This window comes from Streptomyces sp. NPDC032161 (assembly GCF_040636995.1).
Lineage (GTDB): Bacteria > Actinomycetota > Actinomycetes > Streptomycetales > Streptomycetaceae > Streptomyces.
The window spans coordinates 1,113,484-1,128,268 of sequence record NZ_JBEZVN010000001.1; the positions used below are offsets into that span (position 1 = coordinate 1,113,484).

14 protein-coding genes and 1 pseudogene are annotated in these 14,785 nt (G+C 72.3%); 1 reads left to right on the forward strand and 14 read right to left on the reverse strand.

Features of this window, described 5'->3' with window-relative positions:
* Positions 1–216: 216 nt before the first annotated feature.
* The 11 genes and pseudogenes from tsaE to AB0E67_RS04765 all read right to left on the reverse strand — a co-directional run bounded on the left by tsaE (position 217) and on the right by AB0E67_RS04765 (position 11,665).
* On the reverse strand, positions 217–834 hold the full coding sequence (gene tsaE, locus AB0E67_RS04715; protein WP_362020881.1) for a tRNA (adenosine(37)-N6)-threonylcarbamoyltransferase complex ATPase subunit type 1 TsaE: 618 nt from the start codon (positions 832–834) through the stop codon (positions 217–219).
* Positions 800–2,138 (reverse strand): annotated as a pseudogene (locus tag AB0E67_RS04720) (alpha/beta hydrolase); the annotation flags it as partial. The gene tsaE and the pseudogene AB0E67_RS04720, both read right to left, overlap by 35 nt.
* A gap of 145 nt (positions 2,139–2,283) precedes the next feature.
* Complete coding sequence (gene alr, locus AB0E67_RS04725) at positions 2,284–3,438, reverse strand: alanine racemase (protein WP_362020884.1); 1,155 nt, start codon at positions 3,436–3,438, stop codon at positions 2,284–2,286.
* A 106-nt stretch (positions 3,439–3,544) separates the two neighbouring features.
* Entirely contained in the window at positions 3,545–3,943 is a 399-nt protein-coding gene (locus AB0E67_RS04730) for a DUF488 family protein (protein WP_362020887.1), read from the reverse strand.
* 113 nt (positions 3,944–4,056) lie between these two features.
* Positions 4,057–5,553 (reverse strand): NAD(P)H-hydrate dehydratase, encoded by a 1,497-nt coding sequence (locus AB0E67_RS04735; RefSeq protein ID WP_362020890.1) that lies wholly within the window; start codon positions 5,551–5,553, stop codon positions 4,057–4,059.
* 3 nt (positions 5,554–5,556) lie between these two features.
* Positions 5,557–5,925 carry a holo-ACP synthase gene (locus AB0E67_RS04740; protein WP_073786857.1) on the reverse strand — a complete coding sequence of 123 codons (369 nt, stop codon included), beginning with the start codon at positions 5,923–5,925 and terminating at the stop codon, positions 5,557–5,559.
* A gap of 56 nt (positions 5,926–5,981) precedes the next feature.
* Positions 5,982–7,829, reverse strand: a complete 1,848-nt coding sequence (gene glmS, locus AB0E67_RS04745; RefSeq protein ID WP_362020893.1) for a glutamine--fructose-6-phosphate transaminase (isomerizing) — start codon at positions 7,827–7,829, stop codon at positions 5,982–5,984.
* Between the two features lie 297 nt (positions 7,830–8,126).
* Entirely contained in the window at positions 8,127–8,954 is an 828-nt protein-coding gene (locus tag AB0E67_RS04750) for an alpha/beta hydrolase (protein ID WP_362020895.1), read from the reverse strand.
* 223 nt (positions 8,955–9,177) lie between these two features.
* Positions 9,178–10,446, reverse strand: coding sequence for a GDSL-type esterase/lipase family protein (locus AB0E67_RS04755; RefSeq protein ID WP_362020897.1), 1,269 nt, complete (start codon positions 10,444–10,446; stop codon positions 9,178–9,180).
* 158 nt (positions 10,447–10,604) lie between these two features.
* On the reverse strand, positions 10,605–10,811 hold the full coding sequence (locus AB0E67_RS04760) for a DUF397 domain-containing protein (RefSeq protein WP_362020900.1): 207 nt from the start codon (positions 10,809–10,811) through the stop codon (positions 10,605–10,607).
* Positions 10,808–11,665, reverse strand: coding sequence for a helix-turn-helix transcriptional regulator (locus AB0E67_RS04765; protein ID WP_362021479.1), 858 nt, complete (start codon positions 11,663–11,665; stop codon positions 10,808–10,810). Before AB0E67_RS04765 ends, AB0E67_RS04760 begins: the two co-directional genes overlap by 4 nt.
* A gap of 185 nt (positions 11,666–11,850) precedes the next feature.
* Here AB0E67_RS04765 and AB0E67_RS04770 point away from each other — a divergent pair, with 185 nt between their 5' ends.
* Complete coding sequence (locus tag AB0E67_RS04770; RefSeq protein ID WP_362020903.1) at positions 11,851–12,279, forward strand: ATP-binding protein; 429 nt, start codon at positions 11,851–11,853, stop codon at positions 12,277–12,279.
* On the opposite strand, the gene hemC is transcribed toward AB0E67_RS04770, so the two are convergent.
* The 3 genes from hemC to AB0E67_RS04785 are packed head-to-tail and all read right to left on the reverse strand — an operon-like array spanning position 12,276 to position 14,771.
* On the reverse strand, positions 12,276–13,208 hold the full coding sequence (hemC, locus tag AB0E67_RS04775) for a hydroxymethylbilane synthase (RefSeq protein WP_362020906.1): 933 nt from the start codon (positions 13,206–13,208) through the stop codon (positions 12,276–12,278). The two genes, AB0E67_RS04770 and hemC, sit on opposite strands and share 4 nt — an antisense overlap.
* Positions 13,209–13,225: 17 nt before the next feature.
* Positions 13,226–13,804, reverse strand: a complete 579-nt coding sequence (locus AB0E67_RS04780) for a class I SAM-dependent methyltransferase (RefSeq protein WP_362020909.1) — start codon at positions 13,802–13,804, stop codon at positions 13,226–13,228.
* The gene (locus AB0E67_RS04785) at positions 13,797–14,771 is read right to left on the reverse strand and encodes a hypothetical protein (protein ID WP_362020912.1); all 975 of its coding nucleotides are present in this window, start codon (positions 14,769–14,771) and stop codon (positions 13,797–13,799) included. The genes AB0E67_RS04780 and AB0E67_RS04785 overlap by 8 nt, the downstream gene beginning before the upstream one ends.
* Positions 14,772–14,785 lie beyond the last annotated feature (14 nt).

Genomic DNA, 14,785 nt, shown 5'->3' on the forward strand with positions numbered 1-14,785 from the left:
TCCTGAGGCTCCGATGGCAGGCATGGTTAGGTAGACCTAACCCGCTCTCACCATCCATGTGACCACGCCTTCCCCGCCCGACGCAACAATTTGCCGACACGCTGTCGGAAAGTGTGCACGGGGCGGGGCACGGCCCCCGGAGTCCGTTCCCACCCGTCCGCGGGGCCTCGCGCGGCCCGGCTCCATCGGCCCGCCCGACCTCGCGCGGCCTGCCCGTCAGCCCTCCAGGGCCTCGCGCAGTCCGGCCCAGCGCGCTCCGACGCCGACCAGCGTCACCGAGCGCCGCTCGTCGTCCGTGTCGCCGACCGCGCGGTGGATGAGCACCCGCAGCCGGTCCTGCGACAGCTCCTCGACCTTGCCGTCGCCCCACTCCACGACCACCACCGACTCCGGCAGCGACACGTCGAGGTCCAGGTCCTCCATCTCGTCGAGCCCACCGCCCAGCCGGTACGCGTCGACGTGGACCAGCGCGGGGCCGCCGGTCAGGGACGGGTGGACGCGGGCGATCACGAAGGTGGGGGACGTGACGGCGCCGCGCACGCCGAGGCCCTCGCCGAGCCCCCGGGTCAGCGTCGTCTTCCCGGCGCCGAGCTCGCCGCTGAGCATCACGAGGTCGCCGGGGCGCAGCACACGGGCGAGCCGGCGGCCCAGGGCCTGCATCTGTTCGGGTGAGTCGACGGCCAGGCCGACCGTGACGGTGTCCGGGCCGGCGCCCTCGCCCGCCCCGGTCGCCGGGCCGCTGTGCGACGCCTCCGTCGCCGGGCCGCCCGGTGGCTCGTCCGTCACGGCGCCGCGCGGCGCGTCCGTCAGCGGGCTGTTGTGCGGTGCTTCCATGTCCGCCAACGTTAGCTCTTGCGGGCGACCGCGCCCACGCGCGCCAGCAGGTCGGCCAGCCGGTCCGTGACCGTCTCCGGGTGCTCCAGCATCACCAGATGGCCGCCGTCCGGCACGATGACCAGCTCCGCCTCCGGCAGCTGGTCGGCGATGGTCTCGCTGTGCGAACTGGGCGTCACCAGGTCCTTGTCGCCCGCCAGGACCAGCACCGGGACTTCGCGGAACGCGGGCAGGACGTGGCTCTTGTCGTGTTCGGTGAAGGCCGGGTAGAACTCGGCGACGACGTCGATCGGGGTGGACTCGATGAGCCGCTCGGCGAACCGTTCCACCGCGGGGTCGACGTCCCGCGAGCCGAACGAGTACCGCTTGATCAGCCCGGCGAACAGGTCGGCGGTCGCCCGACGGCCGCGCTCCACCAGCTCCGCCTGCGAGCCGAGCGCCCTGAGCACCCCGGGCAGCACCCGCCGCACCGCGTTCACGCCCGCGAGCGGCAGCCCGAAACTGACCTCGTCGAGCTTTCCGCTCGATGTGCCGACGAACGCGACGGCGGCCACCCGGTCCCGGACGAGCTGGGGGTACTGCTCGGCGAGCGCCATGATCGTCATGCCGCCCATCGAGTGCCCGACCAGCACCAGCCTGCCCTCGGGTGCGGCCGCGTCGATGACCGCCTTCAGGTCCCGCCCGAGCTGATCGATGCCGACCGTCACCCCGCCCGCCTGGGCCCGGCCCCGCTCCGAACGGCCGTGACTGCGCTGGTCCCAGTGGACGGTACGGACCAGCCCGCGCAACGCCGCCCGCTGGAAGTGCCAGGAGTCCTGGTTGAGGCAGTAGCCGTGGCTGAACACGATCGTGACGGGCGCGGGCTCCTTGCGGCCGAAGAGTCTGCGGCGACGGGGACCGTTTCCGGCGGTACGGGAACCGGTGGCGCGCGCGGTACCGGCGGCGCCGGTCTCGGTGCCGGCATCACCGGCGTCGGTGTCGGCGTCGGTCCCGTCGCTCTCGTGCCAGGGTGCCGCGCCGTCCGGATCGACCTCGTCGACCTCGTAGTACAGCTCGGTGCCGTCGTCGGCGACGGCCCGGCCCGGCAGCCCGCGCAGCGAGCCGTACGGGCCCGACGCGTCCAGCGCCAGCCGGGCCCTCCTGCGCATGCCGCGCCCCACGGTCAGCCGCTCGACCGCGACACCGGCCGCCGCGCCCGCCGCGAGCACGCCTATGGCGGCCCCGGCGATCCCGGCCCGTCGCCAGCCGACCGTCGTGACCGCGTCCGCCGCGGTCACCGCGTCCGCCGCGCTGATCTCGCTCACCGTGCCGCGCTCCTCGTCGGTCGTGTCCGTCGTGCCCGTCGTGCGGGTCGCCCGTCGGCTCCGGAGCGGACCGGACCGACCGCTCCGGGCCGCCGGACCGTTCCGGTCCTGGTCAGATCGTGCCCGGTCAGGGGCGCTCGACCGGTCAGGACCCGGCCGCGGCCCCCTGCAGGTGGACCCGGGGCACCCGGGACCCGATCCGGGTGACGATCTCGTACGCGATCGTGTCGGCGGCCCGGGCCCAGTCCTCGGCGGTCGGCTCGCCGCGGTCCCCCGGGCCGAAGAGCACCGCCTCGTCGCCCACCTCGACCACGTCCCCGTCGAGGTCGACGACGAACTGGTCCATCGCCACCCTGCCCGCGATCCGCCGCTGTACCCCGCCGACCAGAACGGGTCCGCGGCCGGAGGCGTGGCGCGGGATGCCGTCCGCGTAACCGAGCGGCACCAGGCCCAGGGTGGTCTCCCGCGAGGTCGTGTAGAGGTGCCCGTAGCTGATCCCGTGACCGGCCGGCACGTGCTTGACCAGGGCGACCGACGCGGCGAGCGTCATGACGGGACGCAGCCCGAAGTCGGCCGGGGTGCCCAGTTCGGGGCTGGGCGAGAGGCCGTACATCGCGATCCCGGGCCGGACGAGGTCGAAGTGGGTCTCGGGGAGGGTCAGCGTCGCCGGGGAGTTGGCGATGTGCCGGACCTCGGGGTCGATCCCCTCCTTCTCCGCGTACGCGACCATGTCCCGGAACGCGTTCAGCTGCCGGGCGACGGAGGGGTGGCCGGGTTCGTCGGCGCAGGCGAAGTGGGACCAGAGCCCGGTGACCCGGAGGGTGCCCGCCTCCTCGGCGGCACGGGCGGCGGAGACCAGCTCGGACCAGTCGGCGGGCTGGCAGCCGTTGCGGCCGAGCCCGGTGTCGGCCTTGAGCTGGACCCGGGCCGGAACCCCGGCCTCCGCGGCCGCGGCGACGACCTCGCGCAGCGCCCACATCCCGCTCACCGACACGTCGATGTCGGCCTCGATCGCCTCGCGCCAGGGCCCGCCCGGTGTCCACAGCCAGCACATCACCCGGCCGCCGAGCCCGGCAGCCCGCAGTTCCAGCGCCTCGCGCGGTGTCGCGGTGCCCAGCCAGGTCGCCCCGGCCTCCAGCGCGGCCCGGGCGCAGGGCACGGCCCCGTGCCCGTAAGCGTCGGCTTTCACGACCGCCATGAGGTGCGCTCCGCCCACCCGTGCGCGCAGTTCACGCACGTTCGCGCGCAGTGCGGCGAGGTCGATCTCGGCTCGGGCTCTCAAGGACGCTGTCTCGTTCATCGTGCCCCAGTCTCTCAGAGGCACGTGTCGTGCCTTTTCCGTGCACGGCCGGACGGGGCCCGGGACCGGCCCGCCCCGGGCCGTCCGGGCCGCCGGGGAGCCCGTCTCAGTGGTGGCGCAGTTCGTGCTCCAAGTGGTCGACGAGGACCGGGACGTGGCTGTGCGGTACGTCCTTGGCCGCCGTGACCAGGGTCACCGGGCCGCCCTCGCGGACCAGGTCCACCAGTTCGCCGACGGCCGCCGTGTGGACGGGGTCGGCCAGTTCGGCCCGGTAGCGGTCGACGAAGCCGTCGTAACGGGCGCCGGTGCGGTCCTCGTGGTACCAGGAGCGCAGTTCCTTCGACGGCGTGACGTCCTTGAACCACTTGTCGATCCCGGCCCGGTCCTTGGCCACGCCGCGTGGCCAGAGCCGGTCGACGAGGACGCGGGTGCCGTCGCCGTCCTCCGGCGGGTCGTACACCCGGCGTACACGTACATTGCCGCTTCCGTCGCTGCTCCTGCCCATGGCCGGCCCTCCTGATCGGCGCGTGCCGCCCCGTGCCCGCGCGCCCCGTCACGCTCCTGTGCCGCCGTCGTGGCCCGTGCCCGGGGTCCGTCGTGGCCTGTGCCCAGGATCACTCAGGCCCGTACGTCCCGCCACGCCGCCGGAATCGCCTCCGCGACGTCCTGGGCGGCGACCGGCGAACCGTCGGCGGCGTAGCGGGCGGCGAGACCGTGCAGGTAGGCACCGGCGGACGCGGCGTCGCGCGGGACGAGGCCCGCCGCCAGCAGGGAACCGGTCAGCCCGGAGAGGACGTCGCCGCTGCCGGCCGTGGCCAGCCAGGAGGTGCCGGTCGGATTGACCCGTACGGGGACAGTCCGGTCGGCGGTGGCGACCAGGGTCGTCGACCCCTTCAGCAGGACCGTGGCGCGGTGACGCCCGGCCAGTTCCCGTACGGCGGCGAGCCGGCCGGCCTCCACCTCCTCGCGGGGGACGCCGAGCAGGGCGGCGGCCTCGCCCGCGTGCGGGGTGAGGACGGTCGGCGCGGTGCGCGCCCGCACGGCGTCCCGGTCGAGCAGTCGCAGCCCGTCCGCGTCGACGAGCACCGGGACGTCCGCCGCCAGCACGTCGCCGACCGCCTCGGCGGCCTCCGCGCCGTCACCGAGCCCGGGTCCCACCACCCACGCCTGCACCTGCCCCGCCTTCGACGGCGGGCCCGCGTGGACCAGGGTCTCCGGGTGACGGGCGATCACCGCGCCGCTGCCCGGACCGACGTACCGCACCGCCCCGGCGCCACCGCGCAGCGCCCCCGAGACGGCCAGCACCGCGGCCCCCGGGTACCGGGCCGAACCCGCGACGATCCCGACGACGCCCCGCCGGTACTTGTCGCTCTCGTTCGCGGGCACCGGCAGCAGCGCGGCGAGGTCCGCGTACTGCAACGCCTCCAGGTCGGGCACGTCCGGCAGTTCGGGCCCGAGCCCGATGTCGACGAGGTGCAGCGCGCCCGCGCGTTCGGCGGCCGGGTCGACGAGGAGGCCCGGCTTGTACGTGCCGAAGGTCACGGTCGCGTCGGCGCGCACGGCGTCGCCGAGCACCTCGCCGGTGTCGGCCTCGACCCCGCTGGGCAGGTCGACGGCGACGACGGCCGCGCCGGTCGCCGTGAAGGCCCGGACCAGTGCGGCGGTGTCCGGTCGCAGACCGCCGCGTCCGCCGATGCCGGTGATCCCGTCCACGACGAGGTCGACGTGCCCGCCCCAGGCGGCGGCCGTCGGCGGGCCGTCCGGTCCCGTGCCCTCGCCCGGTGCCGTGCCCGGCTCCACCACGCGTCCGCCCGCCGCGAGCAGCGCGGCGGCTCCGCCCGCGTGCGCGCGGCCCGGCGAGGTGAGCACGGCGCGCACCCCGGCGCCCCGGCGGGCCAGCCGCGCACCGGCGTACAACGCGTCACCCCCGTTGTCCCCGCTGCCGACGAGCAGGACGACCCGCGCCCCGTACACCCGTCCGCGCCGTCGCAGCACATCGGCGCAGGCCGCCGCGAGCCCCGCCGCGGCGCGCTGCATCAGGGTGCCCTCGGGCAGTCGGTCCATCAGGGCGCGCTCGGCGGCCCGTACGGTCTCCACGCTGTAGGCGGTACGCATGGCTCAACCCTCCGCGATCACCACGGCCGACGCCACTCCCGCGTCGTGACTGAGCGACACGTGCCAGTGCCGCACGCCCAGCTCGGCGGCGCGCGCGGCGACCGTGCCGCGGACCCGCAGCCGGGGCTGCCCGCTGTCCTCGACATAGACCTCGGCGTCCGTCCACAGCAGTCCGGCAGGCGCGCCGAGCGCCTTGGCGATGGCCTCCTTGGCGGCGAACCGCGCGGCGAGCGAGGCGATGCCGCGCCGCTCGCCGCTGGGCAGCAGCCGTTCCCGTTCCAGGAAGAGCCGGTCGGCCAGGTGCGGCGTGCGCTTCAGTGCCGCGTCGAACCGTTCGATCTCGGCCACGTCGATCCCCACCCCGATGATCACAGGCGTTCCCTCATCACTCGCTCGCTGGTGTGCACGCGCGCCGGCGGGCCGGCGGGCTACTCCACGGTCACGGACTTCGCCAGATTGCGCGGCTGGTCCACGTCGTTGCCGCGGGCCGTCGCGAGTTCGCAGGCGAAGACCTGCAACGGCACGGTCGAGACCAGCGGCTGAAGCAGCGTAGGCGTTGCCGGGATCCTGATGAGGTGGTCGGCGTAGGGAACGACCGATTCGTCGCCCTCCTCGGCGATGACGACGGTGCGGGCGCCGCGGGCCCGGATCTCCTGGATGTTCGACACGATCTTGTCGTGCAGCACCGACCGGCCGCGGGGCGAGGGCACGACCACGACGACCGGCAGACCGTCCTCGACGAGCGCGATCGGCCCGTGCTTGAGCTCGCCCGCGGCGAAGCCCTCGGCGTGCATGTACGCGAGTTCCTTGAGCTTGAGCGCGCCTTCGAGGGCGACCGGGTAGCCGACGTGGCGGCCCAGGAAGAGGACGGTGTCGTGGTCGGAGAGGGACCGGGCCAGTGCCCGGACCGGTTCCATGGTCTCCAGGACGCGGGCCACCGCCCCGGACATCTCGGAGAGCTGACGGATCACGGTGCGGATCTCGTCGCCCCACTTGGTGCCGCAGTTCTGCCCCAGGTAGAGCGCGACGAGGTAGCAGGCGACGAGCTGGGTGAGGAACGCCTTCGTGGAGGCGACGGCGACCTCGGGTCCGGCGTGCGTGTAGAGCACGGCGTCGGACTCGCGGGGGATGGTGGAGCCGTTCGTGTTGCAGATGGCGAGGACCTTCGCGCCCTGCTCGCGGGCGTGGCGTACGGCCATCAGGGTGTCCATGGTCTCGCCGGACTGGGAGATCGCGATGACGAGGGTGCGGTGGTCGAGGATCGGGTCGCGATAGCGGAACTCGCTGGCCAGCTCGGTCTCGCAGGGGATCCGGGTCCAGTGCTCGACGGCGTACTTGGCGATCATCCCGGCGTGGAACGCGGTGCCGCAGGCGACGACCACGACCTTGTCGACCTCCCGCAGCTCGTGGGGCGCGATCCGCACCTCGTCGAGGCGGAGGGCGCCCGCGCCGTCGATCCGCCCGAGGAGCGTGTCGGCGACGGCCCGGGGCTGTTCGGCGATCTCCTTGAGCATGAAGGAGGCGTGACCGCCCTTCTCGGCGGCGGACACGTCCCAGTCCACGTGGTACTCGCGGACGGTCGCGGGCCTGCCGTCGAGACCGGTGACGGTGACGCCCTCGCGGCGCAGCTCCACCACCTGGTCCTGGCCCAGCTCGATCGCGGAACGGGTGTGCGCGATGAACGCGGCCACGTCGGAGGCCAGGAACGCCTCGTCCGCCCCCACCCCCACGACGAGCGGCGAGTTGCGCCGGGCCCCGACCACCGTGTCCGGCGCGTCCGCGTGCACGGCGACGAGGGTGAACGCGCCCTCCAGCCGCCGGCACACCTGCCGCATCGCCTCCGCCAGGTCCGCGCAGGACGAGAACTCCTCGGCCAGGAGGTGGGCGACGACCTCGGTGTCGGTCTCGGAGACCAGGTCGTGGCCGCGCTCGGCGAGTTCGGCGCGCAGCCGGGCGAAGTTCTCGATGATGCCGTTGTGCACGACCGCGACGCGGCCCGCGTTGTCCAGGTGCGGGTGCGCGTTCGCGTCGGTGGGCGCTCCATGGGTGGCCCAGCGGGTGTGCCCGATCCCGGTGGTACCGGCCGGGAGGGGCGCCTCGGCCAGGGCCTTCTCCAGGTTGACCAGCTTGCCCGCCCGCTTCGCCGCGGCCAGCCCGCCGTCCGCGAGCACGGCGATGCCCGCCGAGTCGTAGCCCCGGTACTCAAGACGCTTCAGCCCCGCGACGACGACGTCCTGCGCCGACTGCCCACCGACGTATCCGATGATCCCGCACATACCGTTCCCTTCCACGCGCCTTGCCGACTTTGCGCTTTGCCGCCTTCTGCGTCATTCACCACCTTTCTTCTCATCGTCCTTCGCATCGTCGCAGAAGCCGAAGAAGGCGGCAGGGAATGCCGTGGCGAGGACGAGAAGGCCCGACGGGAGAACGATCGAGCTCCTTGGGCGCCTGGCCCGTCGACGACGGACAGGCTCTGTTGTCCGTGGTGCCACGACGGTCGGCGGGTGCGGGGACGGCCGGGCACGGCGGCGTTCGACCGGAGTCCGTGGCGGGCGGCTCCGCGCTTCGACGCTTCAGCGCCTGAGGAACTCCAACAGGTCCTGGTTGAACCTCTCCTTGTCCCCGGGAACGAGCGCGAGGCCGTGGGAGCCGCCCTCGTAGACCTTGAGGGTCGCGTCCGGGACGAGTGCGGCGGTCTTGCGGCCCGTCGCGTCGATCGGGACGATCTGGTCGTCGTCGCCGTGCACGACGAGCGTCGGGATGTCGAAGCTCTTCAGGTCCTCGTGGAAGTCCGTGGCCGCGAACGCGTCGACGCAGGCGACACCGCCTTCGATGGTCTCGGCCATGGCCATGTACCAGAACGCGTCCAGGTTTCCCCCGGTGGCCCTGCTGCCCTCGCGGTTCGCGCCGAAGAAGCCGACGGCCGCGTCCTTCCAGAACTGCGAGCGCTCGGTGAGGATGCCCCGCTTGATGTCGTCGAAGACGGACTGCGGTACGCCCTCGGGGTTGCCGGGCCCCTTGAGCATCAGCGGCGGGATCGCGGAGAGCAGCACCGCGGACCTGATCCGGTCGGTGCCGTGCCGGCCGATGTAGCGGGCGAGTTCGCCGCCGCCCATCGAGTGCGCGACCAACGTGACGTCCCGCAGGTCCAGTTGGGTGATCAGGTCGTCGAGGTCGTCCGCGAAGGTGTCGAAGTCGTAGCCGTCCCAGACCGGGGTGGAACGGCCGTGACCGCGACGGTCGTGGGCGATGCCGCGGTACCCGTTGTCCGCGACCGCCTTGAGCTGGTCCTGCCAGGCGTCCCCGTTCAGGGGCCAGCCGTGGCAGAAGACGACGGGCCGGCCGCACCCCCAGTCCTTGTAGAAGATGTCGACACCGTCGCGCGTGGTCACCGTGGGCATGTGTGCGCTCTCCGTCCTCTCGGCCGTGCGGGGATGGGGCGGCGGGGGGGCGGATGACGGCCCCGGGCCTCCCCTGCCCAGCGTGCGGCCCGGCGCCGAAGACGCAATCCGGGCCGCGACGCACCGGCCGGGCGTTCCCGGGGCGGCCGACGGGTCCGATCGGGTGAGACGGGGCGGCATCGGGCCGGGATCGGCCGGAGCCGCCGGCCCGACCGTCGGTCGGTCAGCCCCGGTCTTCGGCCGCGGCGGCGAACACCCCACCGGAACCGAAGGCCAGGGCCGCGAACCGTTCACCGATACGACGGTGCGTGGCGGCGTCCGGGTGCAACCGGTCGGGCAGCGGCAGTTCCACGAAGTCCGCCTCGCCGTACAGTTCGCGACCGTCGAGGTAGTGCAGGTGCGGGTCGTCGGCCGCGCGCTGCGCCACGATGCGGGCCAGTTCGTCCCGGATGGCGTTGAGCGTCAGCTTCCCCATCACCCGTTCGGCGGGGTCGCCCCCGGCCCGGACGCTGAGCCGTCCCCCGTCGAACTCCGGGAGGCTGGGACCGGGGGTGTCCTCGTGGATGGGGCAGAGAAGGGCCGAGACGACCAGCAGCGGGGTGGTGGGATGTCCCTCGCGGATGGTGTCGAGGAAGCCGTGCACCGCCGCGGTGAAGGCGCGCAGCCGCATCAGGTCGGTGTTGACCAGGTTGATACCGATCTTGACGCTGATCAGGTCGGCGGCGGTGTCGCGCATGACGCGGGCGGTGAAGGCGTCCAGCAGGGCACCGCCGCCCAGCCCGAGGTTGACCAGTTCCACGCCTCCGAGGGACGCGGCCCTGGCCGGCCAGGTAGCGGTGGGGCTCGCCGCGTCCGAACCGTGGCTGATCGAGCTCCCGTGATGCAGCCACACCCGGCGGCCGTCCGCCGGCACGGGCTCGACCGGGGCATCGGTGCGCAGAGCGACCAGCTCGGTGATCTCGTTGTGCGGCAGCCAGATCTCGACCCGCTTCTCCCCCTCGGGCAGCGGCGGGAAGCGGACGGTGCCGACCGGTCCGGGCCGCGTCTCCACCGGCCCGTTGGCCAGATCCGCCACCAGGACGTTGCCGCCGGTCGTACTGGCCTGCGCCACGAGACGCCCGTCGACGACCAGGTCGTAGACCCCGTCCGGGCGGGGTGCGGCGCCCTGGTAGACCGGCCTGGTGCGGAGCGTGTCCAGCTCGACCTCGGTGGCCCGGGTACGGAACACCAGCCGTACGCCGGAGGGCTGCGCCTCGACCATCGCCAACTGCCCGTCCCCCTGCGCCCTGGCCCACGCGGGCAGCCGGTGCGGCAGCACCCCGTGCTCGGTGCGCTCCAGCTCGCACGCACCGCGTACGAGGTCGGCGGAAGGAGGTGTGGTGATCCGGTCCGCGCCCGGGGGTGCGGGGGCGGAGCCGGAAGCGGGGTCGGGGTCGGGGTCGGGGTCGGAGCCGTTGCCGGAAGCGGGGTCGGGATCACGCTGAGCACTCATGGCCTCAGCGTTTCAATCGATCCCCCGCACCGCATGCGGATTTCCGGCCATGGGGGGCGGACGGGAGCCTGTCCGAGGCTCCCCGAGAAAGTGCCCCACCCCGCCTCCCCGGCAATCGGGGCGAGGCGGGGCGGTACGGATGGAACGGACCGCGACGGTCAGCGCGCGGATGCGTACGCCACGAAGTCCGCCCATGCGGTGGCCGCAAAGCCAAGTTGCGGACCTCGCGCTACCTTCGAGTCACGCACGTGCACCGCGCCGGGGGCCACAGCGACCTCTACGCACGAGGGTCCATCGTTGGTGCTGTAGCTGCTCTTGAACCACGCCAGCTCGAAGGTGGTTCCGGACGAGGACTCCGCGCTCATGTCTCTCCCAGCAGTTTCTCGATGAAGATCCGTGACAACCGAGGTGTCAGCGCCTGGGCTCGGATCATGCCGTATCGCATCTCAAGGATCTGGACTTCCCTGGGGTCATTGATCAGCCGACTGGTGAGCTGAACTTCATTGAGCCCCACAGACGTACCGTCTCTCAGCTTAAGCACCCGATGCCCGCCGGCCAGCCCCGCGTGCTCCTCGGTCTCTGTTGGCATGACCTGCACTTCCACGTGCCTCAACGCGCTCAGTTCTAGCAGGTGTTCAAGCTGCCGCCGCAGTGCCGGCTTCCCTCCAGTGGGCCGCCTGAGTGTTGCCTCTTCCTGAACAAAGGTCAGAAGCGGTGCGGGGCTTCGCTTAAAGATGTCCTGGCGGGACATCCGCGCAGCCACCAAGCGATCCAGTTGGTCCTCGGTGTAGGCGGGACGTCGCTCCTTGTACAGGGCACGGGCATATTCCTCGGTCTGAAGCAGCCCGTCTACGACACCATTGGCATAAGCCCCGATCTCCACCGCAGCCCGCTCCAGGTTCGCCAGATCCCGGACCTTCTTCGGGTACCGCGCCTCCCTCAGGTCCTTCTTCATCGCGGCGATCTTGCCGCCCGCTCCCAGGACTCGGTCCGCCCTGTCCAGGAACTCCGGCTTCGGGATGCGTTTGCCGCCTTCCACCTTGTACACCTGGTTCTCGCCGTAACCGATCGCGTCGCCCAGGTCCTTGGCCCGCAGGCCCGCCGACTCCCGCCAGAGGCGGATCTGTCGGCCCACCGCCGCGACCACCGCGCCCGAGTCGTCCTCCAGGTCGACGCGCTGGTCGGCGTCGTCCGTCCCGTCCGCTGTGAGGAACCCCATGCCCTCGATGCCGCCGCTGTCCCTGTGCTCGTCCGTCATACGACACTCCGCCTTCGTTCCGCGCCCACGCGGTTCCGCGCTCGGCGCCGTACTGGATGGACAGCCCCGTACCACCACTGGACAGTCACCGTCCGTACCCATGTCATCGCTTTTCAGCGTAGGCAGCGTCGGCCACGCTGAGTGACGTGAATCAAGAAATCACCCAACCGCGTGTACGTGCCGGGAAGTTCGCCGTGCAGCTCTCCGCCACCCGTCGAGGCGCCCGGCTCGGCAGGCTTCTCGCGACCGAACAGCTCCGTTCCTGGGGGTTGCCGCTGGAAGACGCCGGGCTGGTCGTTGCCGAGCTGGCGGCCAACGCCGCGCTGCATGGCCACGTACCGGGCAGGGACTTCCGCGTCTCGCTGACCGTCGACGGGGACACGCTCCGTATCGAGGTCACGGACGCGCGCGGGGACGCGCTGCCCCGGCTGCCCGGCCCGGACGATGAATCCGTCACGGGCCGGGGGCTGTTGATCGTCGAGGCGCTCTCGGTCCGGTGGGGTGTGCAGGTGGGCCCCTTCCCTCGCAAGACCGTCTGGGCCGACGTCGCGCTCGCGGGTGGTGTGCGCGGTTAGTGCGCGATGCTGTCGATCACGTCGCGTGCGCCCTGTCGGAGCAGGGCGACGGCGACGGATGTGCCGAGCGTGGCCGGGTCGAGGCGGCCCGCCCACTCATGGGCATTGAGTACGGTCTTGCCGTCCGGGGAGAACACGCAGGCTCGCAGGGAAAGTTCACCGCCACCCTCGGCGCGGGCGTATCCGGCGATCGGGCTATTGCAGTGGCCTTGAAGGACGTGCAGGAGCATCCGCTCGGCCTGCGTCTCCCGGTAGGCGTCGCAGTCACCGAGCGGGCTGATCACGTCGATGAGTTCCGTGTCGCCCTCGCGGCACTGGAGCGCGAGGACCCCGGCGCCGATCGGGGGCATCATCGTCTCGGTCGAGAGAATCTCGGTGATGACATCGGTTCGGCCGATCCGCTCGAGCCCGGCGACGGCCAGGAGGAGCGCTTCTACCTCGCCTGCTTCCAGCTCGGCAAGGCGGCTGTTCGCGTTACCGCGGATCGGAACGCACTCAAGGTGCGGATACGAGGCGGAGAGCTGCGCGATCCGGCGCACCGAAGAGGTGCCGATCCGGGTACCGGCCCGAAGCTCGTCGAGAGTGAGCCCGCCGGGGTGGATGAGCGCGTCCCTGATGTCGTCGCGCTTGAGGAAGGCGGCGAACGTCGTGCCGGCCGGGAGGGGACGATCGGCGGGTACGTCCTTGAGGCAGTGGACGGCGAGGTCGGCCTCTCCGACGAGGAGGGCGGCGTCGACCTCCTTGGTGAAGGCGCCCTTGCCCTCGACCTGGGAGAGGTCGCCCATCCACTTGTCGCCGGTCGTCTTCACCGGGAGCACGCTGGTCTTGATGCCGGGATGGACCGCGGCCAGTTCGGCGCGGACGCGTTCCACCTGGGCGAGTGCCATCGGAGAGTCTCGGGAAACGATGCGAATCAGATCGACCGACATGAGGGCACGATAGACCCTCAGATGCGGGCAGCCACCACCAACCCGGAGGCCCAGCTCATCGGCGTGGCACGCAAGTTGTGGACATCGGGCAGTCGTTCGAGGAAGCCGTCGGCCCTCGGCTGGTGGTCCTCGGGCCATGTGACCTGCGGAAGCATGTCGTCGACGACGTAGAGCGCGCCGGGCTTGAGCAGGGCGAGGAGGTCGGGCAGGCGCAGGTACTTCCCGGGCCTGCAATCGACGTAGACGAAATCGAACCGCTCCCCCGGCTCCTGCTCGGTGAGCCACGTGTCCGCATCAGCGGTGACGAGCTCGATGCGGGGATCGTCGCCGAGGTGCCGCCGTGCGATGGCCTGCACGTCGTCGTCCTGCTCGACGGTGATGAGGCGGGCGGTGGCGTCCATTCCAGACGTGAGCCACGCGGCCCCCGCGCCGACGCCGGTACCGAGCTCGACGAACAGGCCGCCCGGCTTGGACGCGGCGAGGGTGGCGAGGAGGGAGCCGGTGCGGTCCTCGCAGGACATCGCGAAGTTGGCGCGGGCGGCGTCGGCGAGGATTCCGTCGAGCTGCGGCGGGCGCTGGTAGAGGGTGTCACGCACGGGATGCTTCCAGGTGCCGGGCGACAGTACCGGCGGCGAAGGTCAGGATCTGGTCCGCGCCCGCGCGCTTGAGCATGGCCAGGTACTCGACCATGCCGGCCGGGCCGAGGGCTTGGAGCGCGCCCCACTCGCCGGACGTGGAGTAGGCGACGATCGGCACCTTCTGGTCGTCGCGGAGCCGTACGAGGACGTCGACGGCCGTCATGACGGGCTGGAGGGTGAGGGACTCCGCGCCTTCGGTGATCCAGCGGCGGGCCTGGACGATCGTGTCCCGCTCGGCGCGGCCCGGCTCGAGCTGGAAGCCCCGGCGGTGCCCGGCCCGGGGGTCGGTGTTCATGAGGGACTTGAAGGGACCGTAGAGCGTCGTGTGGATGGCGAGGTTCGGGTTCACGCCGACATCGCGGTGCCCGGCCTCGTCGAGTGCCGTACGGACGACGCGGATCGACCCGTCGAGCATCGCCGTTGGAGACACGACGTCAGCGCCCGCATCGGCGTGCTGGACTGCCATGGTCGCCATGAGCCGGTAGGTGGCTTCGAGGTCGATGCCGCCGTCCCTGGTGCGCAGGACGCATTCGCCGTGGTCAGTCCAGGAGCAGCCGCAGACCTCGGTGGTGACGGCGGTGTCCGGGGCGGTCGCCTTCGCTGCGCCGATCGCGCGGATCATGCGGTTGTTGGGGGCCGTGGCGCCGGAAGCGCGGCCGTCGCGGTCGTGGCCGTACGAAAAGACCTTGACGCCGTGGATACCGAGTTCGGCCCAGCGGGCGACGGTCTCCGGGATGCCTTCCAGGGTAACGGCCCCGGGCAGCGAGTCGCCCTGGAGGGTGCTGCCGGGGAGGACTAGGAGTGGGGCGCTCAGGTCGGCGGCGGTGAGGGCCGGGCCGGTGTAGAGGGCCCGCACGGCGCGGCGTGCGCGCGCGGGGTTGATGCCATCAGGGGTCGGCGCTTCGCGCTCGGTGAGGATGGTCATGTGGAGATTAGATG